The sequence below is a fragment of the Zhongshania aliphaticivorans genome (assembly GCF_001586255.1).
Taxonomy (GTDB): Bacteria; Pseudomonadota; Gammaproteobacteria; order Pseudomonadales; family Spongiibacteraceae; genus Spongiibacter; species Spongiibacter aliphaticivorans.
The window spans coordinates 2,785,944-2,803,379 of record NZ_CP014544.1; the positions used below are offsets into that span (position 1 = coordinate 2,785,944).

The following is a 17,436-nucleotide window of genomic DNA, read 5'->3' on the forward strand; positions in this document are numbered from 1 at the left end:
GCATTCTAGCAGACCCGAGCGATTAGGTCAGCGTCTCCGGCACCCACTGGATCTTCCAGCCTTCCTCGCCCACTGCTGCACTAAAACCTTCACAAACAGCCAAGTCGGCAACCGCCGCCAGTTCGCCTCCACAATAGATTAGCGGCAGCACCTCGCGCTGCCAGGGCGGCAAGCGCCACTCTTGCAGGAGCTTTTTAAGCGGCCGGCGATGGGCGTGGCCCGCCAAACGACAGCGCTCGCCACCGCGGCGAAACCGTATCGACACCGAGCCACGAGGCATAAAGGATCCACCTGGCGTTGCAAATAAGCGACCTATTCCGGGAATAAGCAGCTCGCCGGGTAAGTTCCACTCCAATTCATCCGGCAGCAAGCTTGGCGCTTCGACCGCACCTAGCTCACAAAACAACTGCTGATTATAGGCGCGCAACAACACACCGGCAGCCAAACGAAATTGCGGCTGACGGTCGTCACCCGCGCAAAGAAATTGCTCAACTATCGTCCCCAGCTGGGCCGATGACAGCGCTAGCTCACTGCGATTAATAATAAATTGCCGAAGGATCGCGCGCTGGCGAATTTCTGGTAGCGCCGCCAACTTCTGTAAGTTCAGCGAGCCATCTTCTGCACCCAAATTGGCTAGATCTTGGCTAATATAGCCATGCAAGAGCTGGGCAGTTTCTGCCTGCAAAGCCGCCGCTCGGCCAAAACTTTGACGGTAATCCGGCCAGTGCCGGGTGAGCCGGGGCAAGACTTGCTGGCGCAGAAAATTACGGCGGTAATGCGTATCGAGGTTGCTGGGGTCGTCGACCCAGGATAACTTCTGAGCCGCCGCATAAGCTTCAAGCTCGGAACGCGAAGTCGACAGCAGCGGCCGATACAGCTCACCCGCACCGAGGACGCGCCTAACCGGCATTGCAGCTAAACCTGTCACCCCTGCACCGCGAAGCAAGCGCAGCAATAGCGTTTCAGCTTGATCATCAAGGTGATGCGCCAGTAATAATAAATCCCCGGCGCCTAACGCCGCTTCGAACGCTCGGTAACGGGCATCCCTCGCCAAGTCCTCTATACCGCGACGTCGCCCCTCAACATTCACCACGTTTAGGGTAAACGGAATATTATAAGCGACACACTGCTGCTCACATTGCTCAGCCCAGGCCGTCGATGCAGCCTGCAATTGGTGATCAACGTGAATAGCACGAATTTCTGGAAAGGAGGTATCGCTGGAGTGCGCCAGCTCGCGCAAACGCCAAACTAAATGCAGTAAAACCTGAGAATCTAAGCCGCCACTAAAGGCTAGCCACCAAACTCGCCGAGTTAAATACGGCGCGAGTGATTTTTTGATGAGGGGCAGCAGTTCTGCCATTGCCGACTCCCCGCCCCCCACTACGTTACCGCCTTAATCAGCTGGTGCCGTAGGACATCAGACGGTCATAGCGAATATCTAACAGCTCTTTTTCAGGCAGAGCCTGAAGACGCTTGATCTGGGTAAGCAGATGTTCGCGAACCCGCTCGGCACTGCTGTCGATATCGCGGTGCGCACCACCTTGAGGCTCAGGAATAGTCGCATCAACAATGCCCAACTCTTCGAGAATCGTTGAGGTCAAGCCCATTGCTTCAGCCGCATCAGGCGCAAACTCGGTGCTCTTCCAAATAATATTGGCACAGCCTTCTGGGGAAATAACAAAGTAGGTTGAGTATTGCAGCATGGCAATATGATCGCCTACGCCAATACCCAAGGCGCCACCAGAGCTACCCTCACCAATAACAACACACACTATTGGGGTTTTTAACCGCGACATTACCGCCAAGTTTTGCGCGATGGCCTCACTGATACCACGCTCTTCACTGTCGATACCCGGATAAGCTCCAGGGGTGTCAATTAAGGTCACAATAGGTAGTTTATAACGTTCAGCCAGCTGCATTAGACGCAGGGCTTTGCGATAACCCTCGGGCTTGGGCATACCAAAATTGCGTTTAACCTTCTCGGTAACGCCTCGGCCCTTTTCTTGGCCGATCACCATGACGGGCATACCGTTGATTTTACCAATACCACCAACAATGGCGGCATCATCACCAAAATGACGATCACCGTGTAATTCGTCAAAATCGGTAAAAATTCGGCGAATATAATCCAATGCATAAGGCCGCATGGGGTGCCGCGCTATTTTAACGACATTCCAAGGCGTGAGATTGGAAAAAATCTTTTCGGTTAACTTGCTGCTTTTTTCCCGAAGTTTAGCGATTTCTTCACTAATATTCAGGTCATTATCGCTGCCAACTAACTGAAGCTCTTCAATCTTGGCTTCCAGCTCCGCAATGGGTTGTTCAAAATCAAGATAATTGGGATTCATCGCTCACTTATTCACTTGTTGTCGTCAGTGAAGCCTATAACTATCCAAAAGGTAAATAGGCTCATTTAATAGTGTGATTATACGTTAATCGTAATTGATGACCACGTTATTTGCGCCACACTCCTCACCTAAGCGCAGTAATAACTCATCATTTGGCAGGATTCGCCAATTGTCACCAAGTCGAATTTTACCACTACCCTCAGGTCGCTGATAATTTATCACTACTGGGCAGCGGCCGCCCTTGGCAACACTTAATGCGCCCTTTAAACGGGCAATGGCGTCGTCATTTACTAAATCCGCACTCACCGACAGCTGCAGCTCTCGGGCGTGCTGATCCCGCGCCTCGGCAATACTGCGCACCGCCTTCACCCGCATTTTTTTGCCACCGCTGTACTCGTCGTTGCTACATACACCCTCAACCACAATTACGGTGTCTTTTATGAGTTTTTCCCGACATTCATCGTAGGCATCGCTGAATAAGGCAACCTCAATTCGTGCACTGCGGTCATCAAGCAGCACAAAGGCCATAGTATCGCCGCGCTTATTCTTCATGGTGCGAGTACTCATCACCAAGCCAGCAATGGTCTGAGGATGCTTCTCAGGGTTAAGGTCGACTATCTTCCTTGGCACAAAGCGACGTAATTCAGCCTCGTAATCATCAATCGGATGTCCGGTAACATAAAGGCCAAGTGTTTCTTTTTCGCCTAGCAAACGCTCTTTGGTTGTCCAGCGCCTTACATTCTTGAAGCTTGCATAAACATCACCGCCCTCGTCTTCAACCGCGAGACTACCGCCAAACAAATCCATCATGCCGCTTTCGGCATTACTTGCCGCCTGCTCTGCAGCCTGCACGGCATCGGGCATAGCCGCCATAAGTACCGCGCGATCTTCACCTAGATCGTCAAAGGCACCTGAGCGAATAAGCGCTTCTATAGCGCGCTTATTCACTTTGCGCGGATCGGTGCGTTCACAAAATTCAAAAAGGTTTTTAAAAGGCCCACCGCCATTGCGAGCAGCAATGATATTTTCAACTGGGCCTTCACCCAAGCCTTTGATGGCACCAAGCCCGTATACAATTTGGCCGCGATCATTCACCGTGAACATATACTCGCCTTCGTTTACCGAGGGCAGCTTATAGTCCAGTTTCATTTCCCGACATTCTTCAATGAAGATAACGATCTTGTCGGTATTGTCTAATTCCGAGCTCATTACCGCTGCCATAAAAGGCGCGGGATAATGGGTTTTCAACCAGGCAGTTTGGTAGGAGACCAAGGCGTAGGCAGCGGAGTGCGATTTGTTAAAACCGTAGCCTGCGAACTTTTCCATCAAGTCGAAAATATTGGAGGCCAGCTCTTCGGAGAAGCCCTTTTCGACGGCACCGGTCTGAAACAAGCTGCGCTGCTTATCCATTTCTGCAGCATTTTTCTTACCCATGGCGCGGCGCAATAAGTCGGCACCACCAAGACTTACACCACCCATTACCTGGGCGATCTGCATAACCTGCTCCTGATACAGAATAATGCCGTAAGTTGGGTCGAGCACGGGCTTCAAACACTCGTGCTGATACTGAGGGTGAGGATAGGCCAACTCAGCGCGGCCGTGCTTGCGGTTAATAAAGTCATCAACCATGCCCGACTGCAATGGACCCGGACGAAACAGGGCCACCAGTGCGATAATATCTTCAAAGCAATCTGGCAGGAGCCGCTTGATCAAATCCTTCATACCACGGGATTCCAACTGGAACACCGCGGTGGTTTCTGCGCGCTTTAGCATCTCGAAGGTCGGTCGATCCTGCAGCGGAATCGACATAATATCGAGGGGATCTTCACCCAGCTTGGCACGCTGAGCGTTCACGATTTTTAATGCCCAGTGAATGATGGTGAGGGTACGCAGCCCCAAGAAGTCGAACTTAACTAGCCCAGCTTCTTCAACATCGCTCTTATCAAACTGGGTAACCAAACCACCACCCGCGTCGTCACAATATAGCGGCGCAAAGTCGGTGAGTTTAGACGGCGCGATAACTACACCACCGGCGTGCTTACCCACGCCCCGCACCACACCTTCGAGCTGGGTGGCCATATCCCAAATTTCTTGGGCTTGTTCATCTGCGGCTAAAAACTCTCTAAGAATCTCTTCCTGCTCAAAGGCTTTCTCAAGCGTGATGCCCACTTCAAAGGGAATCATTTTCGAAAGTTTATCAGCCAGACCATAGGCCTTGCCTTGAACGCGAGCGACGTCGCGCACCACCGCCTTGGCCGCCATGGTGCCAAAGGTAATAATCTGACTTACCGCATCGCGTCCGTAATTATCCGCCACATAATTGATAACCCGATCCCGACCTTCCATACAAAAATCAACATCAAAGTCAGGCATGGATACCCGCTCAGGATTCAGGAATCGCTCAAACAGCAGATCGTATTGAATAGGGTCAAGATCGGTAATTTTAAGCGCATAAGCAACCAGCGAACCGGCACCAGAACCACGGCCGGGACCAACAGGTATATCGTGATCCTTAGCCCATTGAATAAAGTCCATTACGATCAGGAAATAGCCGGGAAACCCCATCTGCAAGATAACATTGAGTTCAAATTCCAGACGATCGCGATATTCGCTTTGGTGCGCTTCAAATTCCGGCGAATTACGGTCAAACAAAAAATCGAGACGTTGATCCAAACCATCATGACACAGCTGACGAAAGTAAGTCTCTTGGGTCATGCCCTCAGGTATTGGGTATTCCGGCAAATAATACGTGCCTAGCTGAATAGTCAAATTACAGCGCTTGGCAATTTCCACACTGTTTTGCAGCGCCTCTGGAATATCAGCAAACAGCTCGGCCATGTCTTCTGGGCTGCGCAAATACTGTTGGTCGCTGTAATTACGTGGCCTGCGCGGATCATCCAAAACCCGGCCATCGCGAATACATACCCGAGCATCGTGCGCTTCAAACTCACCGGCATCCAAAAACCGAACATCATTGGTGGCAACCACAGGGCAGTTATTGCGCTCAGCTAAGCCTATCGCCGCATGGATGTAATCGTCTTCGTTTTGACGGCCGGTGCGCTGCAGCTCCAAATAAAAACGGTCGGGAAATACCGCCAACCAGCGCGACAAGCTGTGCTGCGCAACATCAGCCTTCCCGGCGAGCAGTGCTTGCCCAACATCACCCTCGCGACCGCCTGACAAGGCAATCAAGCCCTCGCTAGCCTGTTCAATCCAACTGCGGTACGCATAGGCCTTGCCCAAATACTGGCCATCTTGATACGCGCGAGAAATGAGCTCGGTAAGATTGCGGTAGCCTTTTTCATTTTGCGCCAGAAGACAGATAACCGTGGTCTGATCTGGGTCATCGTCATCGCGCATCAGCAAATCGCAGCCAAAAATGGGTTTAACCCCAGCCGCCATCGCCGCTTTTTGAAACTTAATTAAAGCGTAAAAATTATTTAAATCGGTGAGCGCCACCGCGGGCATACCCAATTTGGCAACTCGTTTGGTCAGCTCTTTAACCCGAACCAAGCCGTCGACAAGCGAGTACTCTGAGTGCACCCTTAAATGCACAAAGCTGTCATTCATCATTGTTCCGACTCCAGCATTGCACGCACAGGCGCGTAGCTACGGCGATGAATTGGGGTCACGCCTAAGCGTTGCAGCGCCTCCATATGTACCTTAGTAGGATAGCCCTTATGACCAGCCATGCCGTAACCGGGGTAAACGCTGTCAAACGCGACCATCTCACGATCTCGCGTCACTTTTGCCAAGATAGACGCCGCAGCAATAGCGGGAACACGGCTATCCCCCTTCACCACAGCCTCCGCCTTATAGGGCCATTTCGGCACCTTGTTGCCGTCAACTAAGACATATTCCGGCTGAACCGACAAACCAGCGACGGCCCGATGCATCGCCAGTAAACTCGCCTGTAAAATATTGATTTCATCTATCTCAGACACTGAAGCCCGGGCAATACAAAAACTCAGGGCCTTTTCCTGAATTTCAACAAAAAGCGCTTCGCGGCGCTTTTCAGTGAGCTTTTTAGAATCATTCAAACCCGAGATCGGTCGCGCCGGATCGAGAATTACTGCGGCGGTGACGACGTCGCCACACAAAGGGCCTCGCCCTACCTCGTCCACACCGGCGGTTAATTCGGGCACATCAAATTCAGCAAACAAATCATTAATCTGAGGCATTACTCACTCCGGCGCAGGCCAAAACAACATCGGCGGCCCGTTCGCTTGCGGCTTGCGCAAGCTGGCGATGAATGCATTGAAACTCATTAATCAAACTTTCACGATGATTGGCGTTGTTTAACTGCTCCAGCAACAGTGGCCCCATGACCTCGGCCCGCACTTCGTCCTGCAGGACTTCAGGTACCAGCGCGCGTTGAGCCAATAGGTTTGGCAATGAAAAGAACGGCGTTTTAACCAAGCGCGACAGCAATTTATAAGACCACTTACCAAAGCGATACGCGACAACCATAGGACGCTGCAGCAACAGTGCCTCTAAACTAGTGGTGCCCGAAGCCATTAATACGACATCTGACGCAGCCATCACTGTGCGCGACTGACCACTCACCACCCGCACCGGCAAGTCTTGGGAGAATGCGCCAATCGCCTGCAAAATTTGGATTTTGCGCTCGGCATTGGCGGCGGGAATCAAAAACTCAATATTGGGCTGGGCACGGCGCAGCCATTGCGCGGTCTCCAGAAATGGCCTAATCAGCTGAGCGACTTCGCCGCTGCGGCTGCCGGGTAAAATGGCCAAAACTGGGTGCCCGTCTTCAACGTCCAGCTCCGCTCGGGCTGAACTGCGCTGATCGGTGAGTGGAATCTGATCTGCTAAGGGGTGGCCCACACAGGTAACCGGCACACCATGCTCTTGATAAAAGCGCTCTTCAAAAGGAAACAAAGTCAGCATATGATCCACCGACTTCGCGATCCCCTTTACCCGGCCTTGCCGCCATGCCCACACCGACGGACTCACATAGTGCAGTGTTTTAATACCGCGCTCACGCACATAGCGCTCTATATTTAAGGTGAAATCCGGCGAGTCGATACCAATAACTATAGCGGGTTGCCAACTTAAAAAATGAGATTTCAAGAAACGACGCAGGCGCAGCAATTCAGGTAAGCGCTTAAGGGGTTCGACAATACCCATTACCGACAGACGGTCCATTTCACAGAGACTGCGGCAACCCTGCTCAATCATTAGCGGGCCACCCACGCCTTCGAACTCAGCATTGGGGTAACGTGATTTGATTGCGCGAATTAAATCAGCGCCTAAAATATCACCGGAAGCTTCTCCGGCGATAATACCGATTCGTAATGCAGTCATAGAATTGCCATGTTACGCAGCAGAAAAACGCAGTTTAGCGCACAATACCGCGCTGGGATTGTTGCAAGGAGTCCGCCAATAATTGCACGTCGGGAAATTCGGCGATCAGCGGCGCCAATGCCGTCAATGCCTCTTCCACCGTATTATTCTGGCGATAAATAATTTTGTAAGCGCGACGAATTGCGGCAATGCTCTCGGCAGTAAAGCCTCTGCGCTTTAGGCCTTCGCTATTGATTGTTTTCGCCTGGGCTGGGGTGCCGCTCACCGTAACATACGCTGGCACGTCTTTACTGATACCACAGCCAAAACCCGCAAAGCTATGGGCGCCAATATGGCAAAACTGATGCACAAGAGTGTAGCCGCTTAATATCGCCCAGTCCCCGACCACAACATGGCCAGCAAGCGAGGCATTATTTACCAAGATACAATTATCACCAATCACCGAGTCATGACCCACGTGAACATAGGCCATCAGTAAATTTTTACTTCCTATTATCGTTTTCCCGCGATCTTGTATCGTGCCACGATGTATCGTCACCCCTTCACGAATCACATTATCGTCACCAATGATGAGTTCAGTTTTCTCACCCTTGTATTTCAGGTCTGGGGTGTCGTCACCAATAGTCGAAAACTGAAAAATACGATTGTTTTTACCGATTTTCGTCGGCCCCATTAGCACAACATGGGAGCGAATTTCGCAAGCTTCGCCAATTTCAACATCGGGACCAACCATCGTCCACGGACCAATTTTAACCCCAGCACCGATCACCGCACTGGGATCAATAATCGCACGTGGGTCTATAACAGCCGTAGCGTGGATATTTTCAGTCACAATCACTTACTCTTCCGGTCGATACACAATATCGTCGCAGACGCCGCCAGCTTGTCTTCCACATAGGCTTGACATTCAAACTTCCACAGGCCGCTTTTATCTGACACATACTGCGCCTTGAGTATAAGCTGATCTCCAGGCACCACCTGGCGCTTAAAGCGCGCTTTATCAACGCCAGCGAACATGTAGATAGATCCTTCCGCCGGCTTTTTATCGAGGGTTTTAAATCCTAGAATTCCCGCCGCTTGGGCCATGGCCTCGATAATTAACACACCGGGCATAATTGGCAACTCGGGGAAATGGCCATTAAAATGGTTTTCATTACCGGTTACATTTTTCAGGGCAACGATTGATTCACCGAGCTTAAGCTCAAGTACCCGATCAACCAAAAGAAACGGATAACGTTGCGGTAGGTATTCTTTAACTTCATTGATGTCCATCAGCATGACTCAGCTTTCATCCTTTACTTGTTTTTTTAACTTTTTTTCCAGAAACATGACTCGCCGAAATAATTCGTCGAGCTTCGCAAATCGCGCAGCGTTCCGCCGCCAAACACCCGTCTCCATCATTCCTGTGCCACTAGAATAGGAGCCCGACTTCGTAATAGATTTAGTAATTAAAGTTCTGGCCGTAATATGCACCTGATCAGCAATTGTTATATGCCCCACCACGCCCACATTACCGGCAAAAGTACAGCGCTCCCCGATAACCGTACTACCGGCAATCTGGCATGCCGCCGCCATTGCTGTGCCATTCCCGACAATAACGTTATGAGCAATCATCGTGTAATCATCACAAATTACACCGTCGCCAATAACCGTATCTTCTAAGGCACCGCGATCAATGCAGGAATTAGCACCGATTTCGACTCGATCGCCAATTCTAACGCCGCCCAGCTGATGAATTTTTTGCCAGCCCTGGACGCTAGCCGCAAAACCGAAACCATCGGCCCCGATCACCACGCCGGAATGAATAACAACATCATTACCAATACTCACGCCGTGATAGATCGACACATTAGCGTGAATATAACAGTTATTACCTATTCGTGAGTTAGCACCAATAACCGTACCGGGTCCCAGCACGGTGCCAGCCCCAATAACCGCGCCTTTCTCAACAACACAATTTGCACCAATACTCGCCGAGTCATCGACATCTTCGGCGACAACAACCGCACTGGGGTGCACTCCAGCCTGCGGCTTTTCCAAAGGGTTAAACAAGGCGCTTGCCTTTGCATAAGCGAGATAAGGGTCGACTGCAATCAAGCAGTTACCACGATAATTGACAGCAAGTTCGGGATGAAGAATGACCGCGCTGGCAGAGCTATTCTGCAGCGCAGCTTTAAATTTACTATTTGATAAAAAACTAAGATCACCAGCGTTGGCGGTAGCAAGAGGCGCTATACCGGCCAACTTGGTTGCGGCGTCACCTTGAAAATTTAATTCCAAGACCGCCGCAAGTTCAGCAAGGCTGAATGTTTTCGCCCCGGACATTACTTAGCGTTATTCAACTTATCAGCCACTTTAGCGGTAATATCGTAGCTGCTATCAGCGTGAAGTACTGATTTTCGAGGTAATAACAGACCGATGTTTTCGTCTTTAACCAACTGCGGCAGAATTGCCTGCAGTTTTGGTCCGAGTTCTTGCAAAATAGACTGAGCTTCCTGCTGATTAGCACCTTCAATTTTACGGGCTAAATGCTCGCCGTCAGCGCGCGCGGCGTCTATTTTGTTCTTAGTTGCTTGACGTTGTTCTGCGCTAAGAATGTCGAAATCTTTCTGGAACTGCTCAACAATCTTGTCGTAGTTCTTCTTTAAAGATTCTAATTCAGAAACATTCTTTTTGTAGTCAGCTTGATTGCGCATAGCGGTTAAGCGCTTTTTCGCCATATCGGTATTTAATACCGCAGCTTCTACATCAAATACTGCGATCCGACCTTCTGCAACAGCACCGCAAGCCCAAAGAGCCATAACAGCAACGGCAACTACCTTATAAAACTTCATGAAAAACTCCTATCCATTATTTTACTATCAGTTAGAAACTACGACCCAATGAGAACTGAAATATTTCAGTATCGTCAATTCTTTCTGGATTCAGTGCTCGGCCCAAGCTGAAGGTCAGCGGTCCAAACCCGGTGATCCACGTTGCACCCACCCCAGCAGAAAAACGTAAATCCGAAAGTCCGGGGGTAGTACAGTTGAGCTGACTCGTACTACAGCTCGTACTAAACACATTACCGGCATCAAAGAAAAAGCCGCTGCGCACTGAGCGCTGATCTTTCACAAAAGGCAGTGGGAACAATAATTCAATACTGCCCTCAACCAACACATTGCCACCAAAGGGGTCAGGGTCGCGATTATAGGAATTGGCACTATCAATCACAAGCAGTCCGGTAGCGGGGTCTAAAACATAAGCCCCTTGCGCCGACAAAGCACGGGCATTGCCATCTGCATCAATGGCGGTTGCCGCTTGGCTGATACGGTAAATATCGGCGGTCGAGCTACGCGGCCCCAGGGTATTACTCTTATAGCCACGAACCGAACCAAAACCACCGGCGTAGAAGTTTTCATAGAACGGCAGCTGATCGAGCTCGCCATAGCCGTCGCCATAACCTAGCTGGGTGCGGAAACGAAAGGTGAAGCTATTCGTTATCGGCACATACAACTGGCCTTCGTAACCTAACTTGAAATACTCCAGATCAGAGCCTGGCACGGCAACTTCAATCGACAGCGACTGTGACGCACCGCGGGTCGCTAATAAGCCTCGGTTCAATGTGGATTGGCGCCAAGACATACCAGCAGTGAAATTATTAAACTCCTCGCCGTATTTATCTAAAAAGCCTTCCTCATCAGGAGTGGTTAACGCTTCAGGAGGAAGCAAATCAACACTTTCCAGCACTTCCGCTACGGTGTATTTACCGGTCGTTGCGTCCCGAGTACTGACAAAGTAATTGTCGATAATATCGAGAAGACGCGGGCTGGTTTTAATTTCTTTAACCGCGCTGACACCCGCCTCAATCAATGTGCGGTTAAAGCCTAGATTAAATCCTAAACGCTCAGTTTCAGAAATAGGATAACCAAAGTTTACGCTACTGCCGTAGGTATCTGTGGTATAGCTCGCAACGTTAATTTCTTCGTAGTCGGTGGTGCGATAAAACACGGAGAAACCACGGCTCACTCCGTCTTCAGTAAAGTACGGGTCCAAATAATTGAAATTCACGCTGGTGGCGAAGTCACTGCGCGACACACCAAAGCCAACCTGCTGCCCCGTACCAAAAAAGTTGTTTTGTTGAATATTGGCACTCAACAAGAGACCGCTGTCCTGGGAGAAGCCGACGCTGGCGCCAAGGCTGCCAGAGCTCTGCTCTTCCACCTTATAGTGCAAGTCGATTAAATCATCAGTGCCTGGCACTTCTAAGGTATCGACCTTAGCTTCTTTAAAGAAACCGAGCCGCTCTAGGCGAACCCGAGACATTTCAATTTTATCCGCCGATGCTGGCGCCCCTTCAAACTGGCGCATTTCCCGACGCAATACTTCGTCAGACGTTCTCGCGTTGCCTTCAAAATCAATACGGCGCACATAGGTGCGTTTGCCTGGATCAATAAAGAATTTGAGGGCAACGGTTTTCGCGTCTTCATCGCGTTCAGGAATACCGCGAACCTTAGCAAAGTTGTAGCCTTCATTACCAAGGCGCTTCGTCAAAAACTCTTCGGTGCTGGTCACTAAGGCTTGCGAGAACACCTGACCTTCTTTAACTAAAACAAACCGCGATAGGTCGTCTTCTGGCAATACTAAATCGCCAGACAGTTCTGCACCACTAACGGTGTATTTCTCACCCTCTTCCACATTTACAGTGATATACACTGACTTGCGGTTAGGGCTAATAGCCACCTGAACCGAGTCAGCATTAAATAATAAATAGCCGCGATCCAAGTAATAGGAATTGAGTTTTTCGAGATCGCCTTTTAACTTCTCGCGGGAGTATTTGTCTGCGCTGCTGAAGAAGGAAAACATGCCGCCCGTCTTCAACTCAAATAAATCGAGTAGGGTCTCGTCGTCGTAAACGGTGTTGCCAACAATATTGATGTGCTCGATAGTGGCGTTGCTACCTTCATCGATAATAATGCTGATTGACACGCGGTTGCGAGGTTCAGCAACGACATCGGTTTCAATGCTGGCATCGTAGCGCCCTTGAGAAACGTACTGCCGTGTCAGCTCCATGCCCATGGTTTCTAGCGTCGAACGTTTAAAGACTTGACCTTCCGCCAGCCCCGCTCCTTTAAGACCATCCATCAGGGCCTCTGTCGCTAGCGCTTTGTTGCCTTCCAAGCTAATCGCGCTGATTGCAGGCCGTTCAACCACCCGCACCACCAACACATCGCCGTCGACACCAATTTGAATATCGTCGAAGTTACCAGTATTGAACAAGGCCCGCGATGCATTCGCTAAAGACCGGGGTTCAATTTGGTCACCGACACTGATGGGCAGCGCCGAAAACACCGTTTCCGATGAAATTCGTTGCAAACCCTCAATACGGATATCCGTCACTGCGAGTGAATCTTGGGCCGAGGCGAAAAAGCTCGCCGACCACAGAAAAAGACTAAGTGCTAAAAGGCGTTTCATCAACAGCTAAAAACCAAGGCTCGGGGCGACTGCCAAAACATAACCAACAGCGCCAATATGTAAGATAAAAAGCATCGCATAGACCAAAAATTACAGCCGCAACACATCGTTATATAAAGCAAATACCATGACAAAAACTACCAACACCAAGCCCAGCTGATTCGCCCAGATCTGAACTTGTTCAGCGACGGGCTTACCGGTCAGCCATTCAAAAAGCGCGTAAACTATATGTCCACCGTCCAATACTGGAATTGGCAGTAAATTCAATACGGCAAGACTAACACTCAATAGCGCTAAAAACGTCAGCCAAGAAAAAAAGCCGTACTGCACTGAGGAGCTGGCCACTTTAGCAATGGTTATAGGCCCACTCAAGTTTTTTGGTGATAACAGCCCAGTCAGCATCTTTTTAATAGATGTCAATGTAAATGCGCTCATCTGCCAAGTTTTATCGACTGCCGCTACTGCTGCCCCCAAAAGACCGTATTCTACCTTGCGCTGCATCTCTTTCGGCCATTCTGGCATCGCAACACTGACGCCCACATAGCCGTATGCATTGGCAGATTCGTCGAGTTTGCGTTCTGGGGTAATCTGTAACTGGCGCTGCTGACCATTGCGATCAACCAAGAGCGTAGCACTTTGCTCAGGTATGCCCCGCACATATTCAACCCATTCAGACCAACTAGCAACGTCCTTACCATCAATAGCCAATACCACATCGCCCGACTGAAGGCCTGCACGCTCGGCGGGACTATCTGGCATAATTTTATCCAGCGTTGGCAACAGCGCCGGGGTATACAGGGTCACGCCTAATTCCCGAACGGGATTGGGTTCCTCGACACCTTGCATCCAGCCACTTAGCGCTACCGTGCTCTCGTAAACCAGATCCGAGTCGGGATACTTGAGCGACAAATGAATATCGCCGTCCTCGCCAATGCGCTCTAACAGCTGCATTTGCAGGGTCTCCCAGGTCGGCGTCGCCGTGCCATCTACTGCGATAAACTCCTGCCCTGCAACAATCCCAGCTCGCGCCGCGAGAGATCCTGCCTCAACTTCAGCCACAATGGGCGCAACGCCCGTCACACCATTTAAAAATATCAGCCAGTATACAAAAATCGCCAATACGATATTCGCCAGCGGTCCAGCCGCCGCAATCGCAATCCGTGATTTTGGGGTAGCGCGATTAAATGCCTGGCTTTGCAACTCAGCGGGAACCGGGGCTTCCCGTTCGTCCAACATTTTGACGTAGCCGCCTAGCGGAATACCGGCAACGACAAACTCCGTACCGCGGCGATCAGTCCAGGTAAGCAAGGGACGACCAAAGCCCACAGAAAATCGCAAGACTTTAACGCCGCAGCGTCTCGCCATCCAAAAGTGACCGTACTCATGCACAGCAACCAGTATTGCCAAGGTTGCTATCGTGACCAAAATTGTTTGCAAAATATCTAGCACGCCTGTCGTCCCTTATCTGAGCCTGTAAGCAGCCTTGGTAAAAAGCATTTCATTATATTACGTACTAAGTCCGAATTTTAGCGCTAATAAGATCAACAGCTAAGGCCCTCGCTGCGGAGTCCGCAGCTTGGACATCAAGCAAAGACTGGGGTTCACCAATATTTGTCTGCGCCATCACGTCAGCAATGACCTGCGCGATATCAACAAAGGCGAGTTTACCATCCAAAAATGCCGCCACTGCAATTTCGTTTGCCGCATTTAATACTGCTGGCGCTGTGCCGCCGCGAATAGCGGCATCTCTGGCCAAGCGTAAACAAGGGAAACGCTCTTCGTCTGGCGCTTCAAAATCGAGACGAGCCTGACTTATGATATCCAGACTCGAGACCCCAGAATGAATACGCTGTGGCCATGCTAACGCATGGGCAATAGGGGTCCGCATATCGGGGTTACCCAATTGCGCCAATACCGAGCCATCTACATACTCCACCATGGAGTGAATGACACTCTGGGGGTGAACAATAATCTCAATGGTGGCGGGGTCGGTCTGAAACAGCCAGCAGGCTTCGATGAGCTCAAGACCTTTATTCATCATGGTCGCAGAATCGACCGAAATTTTGCGCCCCATCGACCAGTTAGGGTGGGCACACGCTTGGTCTGGCGTAACGCTAGCAAGGTCAGCGAGGGGCGTAGCACGAAATGGCCCACCAGAACCGGTTAGCAATATCCGCTGGACACCCTGGGCTTTAATGCCACCCTCTGCCGCTAGGGGTAAGCATTGGAAAATAGCATTATGCTCGCTGTCGATAGGCAGCAAGGTGGCACCGCTTTTAGCGACCGCGTCAATAAACAGCTGCCCGGCCATCACCAGCGACTCTTTGTTGGCTAACAAGACCTTTTTACCGGCTTCTACGGCCGCCAGCGTCGGCAACAAACCGGCTGCGCCGACAATCGCCGCCATTGTGATATCAGCCGCAGCCGCGACCTCACACAAACCCGTTTCGCCGCTCAACACTTCTGCCTTACTACCTGCGGCGCGAAGCCGCTCGGCGAATGCCCCAGCCACAGCCTCTTCACGTAAAACAGCGTAGCGTGGAGCAAACGCCATAACTTGAGCAAACAGCTCGTCCACACTGGTATTGGCCGTAAGCGCGTAAACAGAATAACGATCTGGGTGACGGGCAAGTACATCTAGCGTGCTAATACCAATGGAGCCAGTTGAGCCCAGCACTGTAACTGACTGCATTACACCCATCCCGCGACAATAAGCCCAAGCGCAAACACCGGTGCGGCGGCAGTAATACTGTCGATCCGATCCATAATGCCGCCGTGCCCGGGCAGCAGGTTTCCACTGTCTTTAATGCCCCGATGGCGCTTAATCATACTTTCCAACAAATCACCCAGTACTGACGCCAAACCGGTGACCAGAGCTAGGCCCAATGCCGCTGGCAAGCTTATTGGCATACCATCGGGCCAAATTCGCCACAAAATCGCCATTAGGGTCAGGCAACTGGCCAAACCGCCCCAAAACCCGGCCCAAGACTTGCCTGGACTCACTGCAGGCGCCAACTTCGCCTTACCGAACGCCCGCCCGGTAAAATAAGCACCGACATCGGCCGCCACAACCAAGCCAATCACCACCAGAATGAGATAGACGCCTTCGGACAAACTCCGCAAATAGCTCAGTGCCAACCACGCGGGCACCAACACCAACAAACCCATTACGCTGCGCGCCCCTTTAGAACCCCACAGACCGGAGCTTAAGGGGTAAGCTTTAACCCACAACAGAGCAATAGCCCACCACAAACAAGCGGCAATAAATATCTCGCGCAACACCAAAAAGTTTTGCTCGGCGTACAGACCAGACTGCCAGGCCAGCAAAGCCATGCCCAGCGCGCACACCGCAACATATATGCTGCGACCCGTGCGGCTAGCAAAACCGCTAAGATTCGCCCACTCCCATGCAGCCATTAATACCGCTAGCGCAAAAACACCAGATAACGCTGGCACTGACAAATATGCCAAGGCCGCAAAAAGCGCTAATACGATCAGCACCGCAGTGATGATCCGCTGCTTTAGCATAATTTGACTCCCTTAATCTGTAATGGCCGCATTATTATTCTTCGTCTCGCCCACCGAAACGTCGGTCCCGCTGAGCGTAAGCCCGCAAAGCCCGATCTAACTCCGCCGCGTCGAAATCTGGCCAAAAACAATCGGTGAAATACAGTTCACTATACGCCAGCTGCCACAGCAAGAAGTTGCTAATACGCTGCTCACCCGCTGTGCGAATGCAAAGATCTGGCTTGGGGACATCAGCCAAAGACATATGCCGATCAAACAATGCGACATCAAAATCGTCAAGCGCCAGTGTGCCGGCCTGCACTTGCTCTGCCAGCGATTTCGCTGCACTCACAATATCCCACTGACCACCGTAATCGACAGCGATCACCAGCTGGGTATCGCGATTAAACCGGGTTAATTGCTCGCTGTAGTCCATTTGCTTGCGCAGACTTGCCGAGAATTGATCGCGCTTGCCAATAAAACGAATGCGCACACCATCGGCGTGAAGCTGTTTAGTTTCCGAGTCTAGGTAATTTGAAAACAAGCGCATTAGAGCCTGCACTTCAAGACTCGGCCGCTGCCAGTTCTCGCTGGAAAAAGCAAACAAGGTCACGATCTCGACGCCTCGTTCGCGAACCAGCTTCAGCAGCGGCCGAATGACCTCAACACCAGCACGATGCCCAGCCGAAGACTTGAGCCCCTGGCCTTTGGCCCACCGATTGTTGCCATCCATAATGATGGCAACGTGACGAGGAATACTTGGAGATGCGGCTGGCCGCGTAGATACTGCCATGACAAGGAT

Annotated in this window: 14 protein-coding genes; all 14 read right to left on the reverse strand. The window is 51.0% G+C overall.

What is annotated here, in order from left to right:
* Nucleotides 1-22: 22 nt before the first annotated feature.
* The 14 genes from tilS to uppS all read right to left on the reverse strand — a co-directional run bounded on the left by tilS (nt 23) and on the right by uppS (nt 17,427).
* Nucleotides 23-1,360, reverse strand: a complete 1,338-nt coding sequence (gene tilS, locus AZF00_RS12410) for a tRNA lysidine(34) synthetase TilS (protein ID WP_008248882.1) — start codon at nt 1,358-1,360, stop codon at nt 23-25.
* Nucleotides 1,361-1,397: 37 nt separating this feature from the next.
* Entirely contained in the window at nt 1,398-2,348 is a 951-nt protein-coding gene (gene accA / locus AZF00_RS12415) for an acetyl-CoA carboxylase carboxyl transferase subunit alpha (RefSeq protein ID WP_008248880.1), read from the reverse strand.
* A gap of 84 nt (nt 2,349-2,432) precedes the next feature.
* Entirely contained in the window at nt 2,433-5,918 is a 3,486-nt protein-coding gene (dnaE, locus tag AZF00_RS12420) for a DNA polymerase III subunit alpha (protein WP_008248879.1), read from the reverse strand.
* Nucleotides 5,918-6,529, reverse strand: coding sequence for a ribonuclease HII (gene rnhB, locus AZF00_RS12425; protein ID WP_008248878.1), 612 nt, complete (start codon nt 6,527-6,529; stop codon nt 5,918-5,920). The genes dnaE and rnhB overlap by 1 nt, the downstream gene beginning before the upstream one ends.
* Nucleotides 6,516-7,673 carry a lipid-A-disaccharide synthase gene (gene lpxB / locus AZF00_RS12430; protein WP_008248877.1) on the reverse strand — a complete coding sequence of 386 codons (1,158 nt, stop codon included), beginning with the start codon at nt 7,671-7,673 and terminating at the stop codon, nt 6,516-6,518. The genes rnhB and lpxB overlap by 14 nt, the downstream gene beginning before the upstream one ends.
* A 34-nt stretch (nt 7,674-7,707) precedes the next feature.
* Nucleotides 7,708-8,511 (reverse strand): acyl-ACP--UDP-N-acetylglucosamine O-acyltransferase, encoded by an 804-nt coding sequence (gene lpxA / locus AZF00_RS12435; RefSeq protein WP_008248876.1) that lies wholly within the window; start codon nt 8,509-8,511, stop codon nt 7,708-7,710.
* Nucleotides 8,508-8,948, reverse strand: a complete 441-nt coding sequence (fabZ, locus tag AZF00_RS12440; RefSeq protein ID WP_040803356.1) for a 3-hydroxyacyl-ACP dehydratase FabZ — start codon at nt 8,946-8,948, stop codon at nt 8,508-8,510. Before fabZ ends, lpxA begins: the two co-directional genes overlap by 4 nt.
* 6 nt (nt 8,949-8,954) lie before the next feature.
* Nucleotides 8,955-9,998, reverse strand: a complete 1,044-nt coding sequence (gene lpxD, locus AZF00_RS12445) for a UDP-3-O-(3-hydroxymyristoyl)glucosamine N-acyltransferase (protein WP_008248873.1) — start codon at nt 9,996-9,998, stop codon at nt 8,955-8,957.
* On the reverse strand, nt 9,998-10,507 hold the full coding sequence (locus AZF00_RS12450) for an OmpH/Skp family outer membrane protein (RefSeq protein ID WP_008248870.1): 510 nt from the start codon (nt 10,505-10,507) through the stop codon (nt 9,998-10,000). Before AZF00_RS12450 ends, lpxD begins: the two co-directional genes overlap by 1 nt.
* A gap of 31 nt (nt 10,508-10,538) precedes the next feature.
* On the reverse strand, nt 10,539-13,127 hold the full coding sequence (bamA, locus tag AZF00_RS12455) for an outer membrane protein assembly factor BamA (RefSeq protein WP_008248868.1): 2,589 nt from the start codon (nt 13,125-13,127) through the stop codon (nt 10,539-10,541).
* 90 nt (nt 13,128-13,217) lie between these two features.
* Nucleotides 13,218-14,576, reverse strand: coding sequence for an RIP metalloprotease RseP (rseP, locus tag AZF00_RS12460; protein WP_008248866.1), 1,359 nt, complete (start codon nt 14,574-14,576; stop codon nt 13,218-13,220).
* A 64-nt stretch (nt 14,577-14,640) separates the two neighbouring features.
* A complete protein-coding gene (gene ispC, locus AZF00_RS12465) occupies nt 14,641-15,819 on the reverse strand; it encodes a 1-deoxy-D-xylulose-5-phosphate reductoisomerase (protein WP_008248865.1) in 1,179 nt (392 codons plus the stop codon).
* The gene (locus tag AZF00_RS12470; protein WP_008248864.1) at nt 15,819-16,655 is read right to left on the reverse strand and encodes a phosphatidate cytidylyltransferase; all 837 of its coding nucleotides are present in this window, start codon (nt 16,653-16,655) and stop codon (nt 15,819-15,821) included. The genes ispC and AZF00_RS12470 overlap by 1 nt, the downstream gene beginning before the upstream one ends.
* Nucleotides 16,656-16,689: 34 nt before the next feature.
* Nucleotides 16,690-17,427, reverse strand: a complete 738-nt coding sequence (uppS, locus tag AZF00_RS12475; protein WP_008248859.1) for a polyprenyl diphosphate synthase — start codon at nt 17,425-17,427, stop codon at nt 16,690-16,692.
* Nucleotides 17,428-17,436: the final 9 nt, after the last annotated feature.

Excerpts from the sequence above, each read along its gene's own strand:
- tilS (WP_008248882.1), bottom strand. The coding sequence starts at position 1,360 with ATGGCAGAACTGCTGCCCCTCATCAAAAAATCACTCGCGCCGTATTTA.
- accA (WP_008248880.1), bottom strand. The coding sequence starts at position 2,348 with ATGAATCCCAATTATCTTGATTTTGAACAACCCATTGCGGAGCTGGAA.
- dnaE (WP_008248879.1), bottom strand. The coding sequence starts at position 5,918 with ATGAATGACAGCTTTGTGCATTTAAGGGTGCACTCAGAGTACTCGCTT.
- rnhB (WP_008248878.1), bottom strand. The coding sequence starts at position 6,529 with ATGCCTCAGATTAATGATTTGTTTGCTGAATTTGATGTGCCCGAATTA.
- lpxB (WP_008248877.1), bottom strand. The coding sequence starts at position 7,673 with ATGACTGCATTACGAATCGGTATTATCGCCGGAGAAGCTTCCGGTGAT.
- lpxD (WP_008248873.1), bottom strand. The coding sequence starts at position 9,998 with ATGTCCGGGGCGAAAACATTCAGCCTTGCTGAACTTGCGGCGGTCTTG.
- AZF00_RS12450 (WP_008248870.1), bottom strand. The coding sequence starts at position 10,507 with ATGAAGTTTTATAAGGTAGTTGCCGTTGCTGTTATGGCTCTTTGGGCT.
- bamA (WP_008248868.1), bottom strand. The coding sequence starts at position 13,127 with ATGAAACGCCTTTTAGCACTTAGTCTTTTTCTGTGGTCGGCGAGCTTT.
- ispC (WP_008248865.1), bottom strand. The coding sequence starts at position 15,819 with ATGCAGTCAGTTACAGTGCTGGGCTCAACTGGCTCCATTGGTATTAGC.
- AZF00_RS12470 (WP_008248864.1), bottom strand. The coding sequence starts at position 16,655 with ATGCTAAAGCAGCGGATCATCACTGCGGTGCTGATCGTATTAGCGCTT.
- uppS (WP_008248859.1), bottom strand. The coding sequence starts at position 17,427 with ATGGCAGTATCTACGCGGCCAGCCGCATCTCCAAGTATTCCTCGTCAC.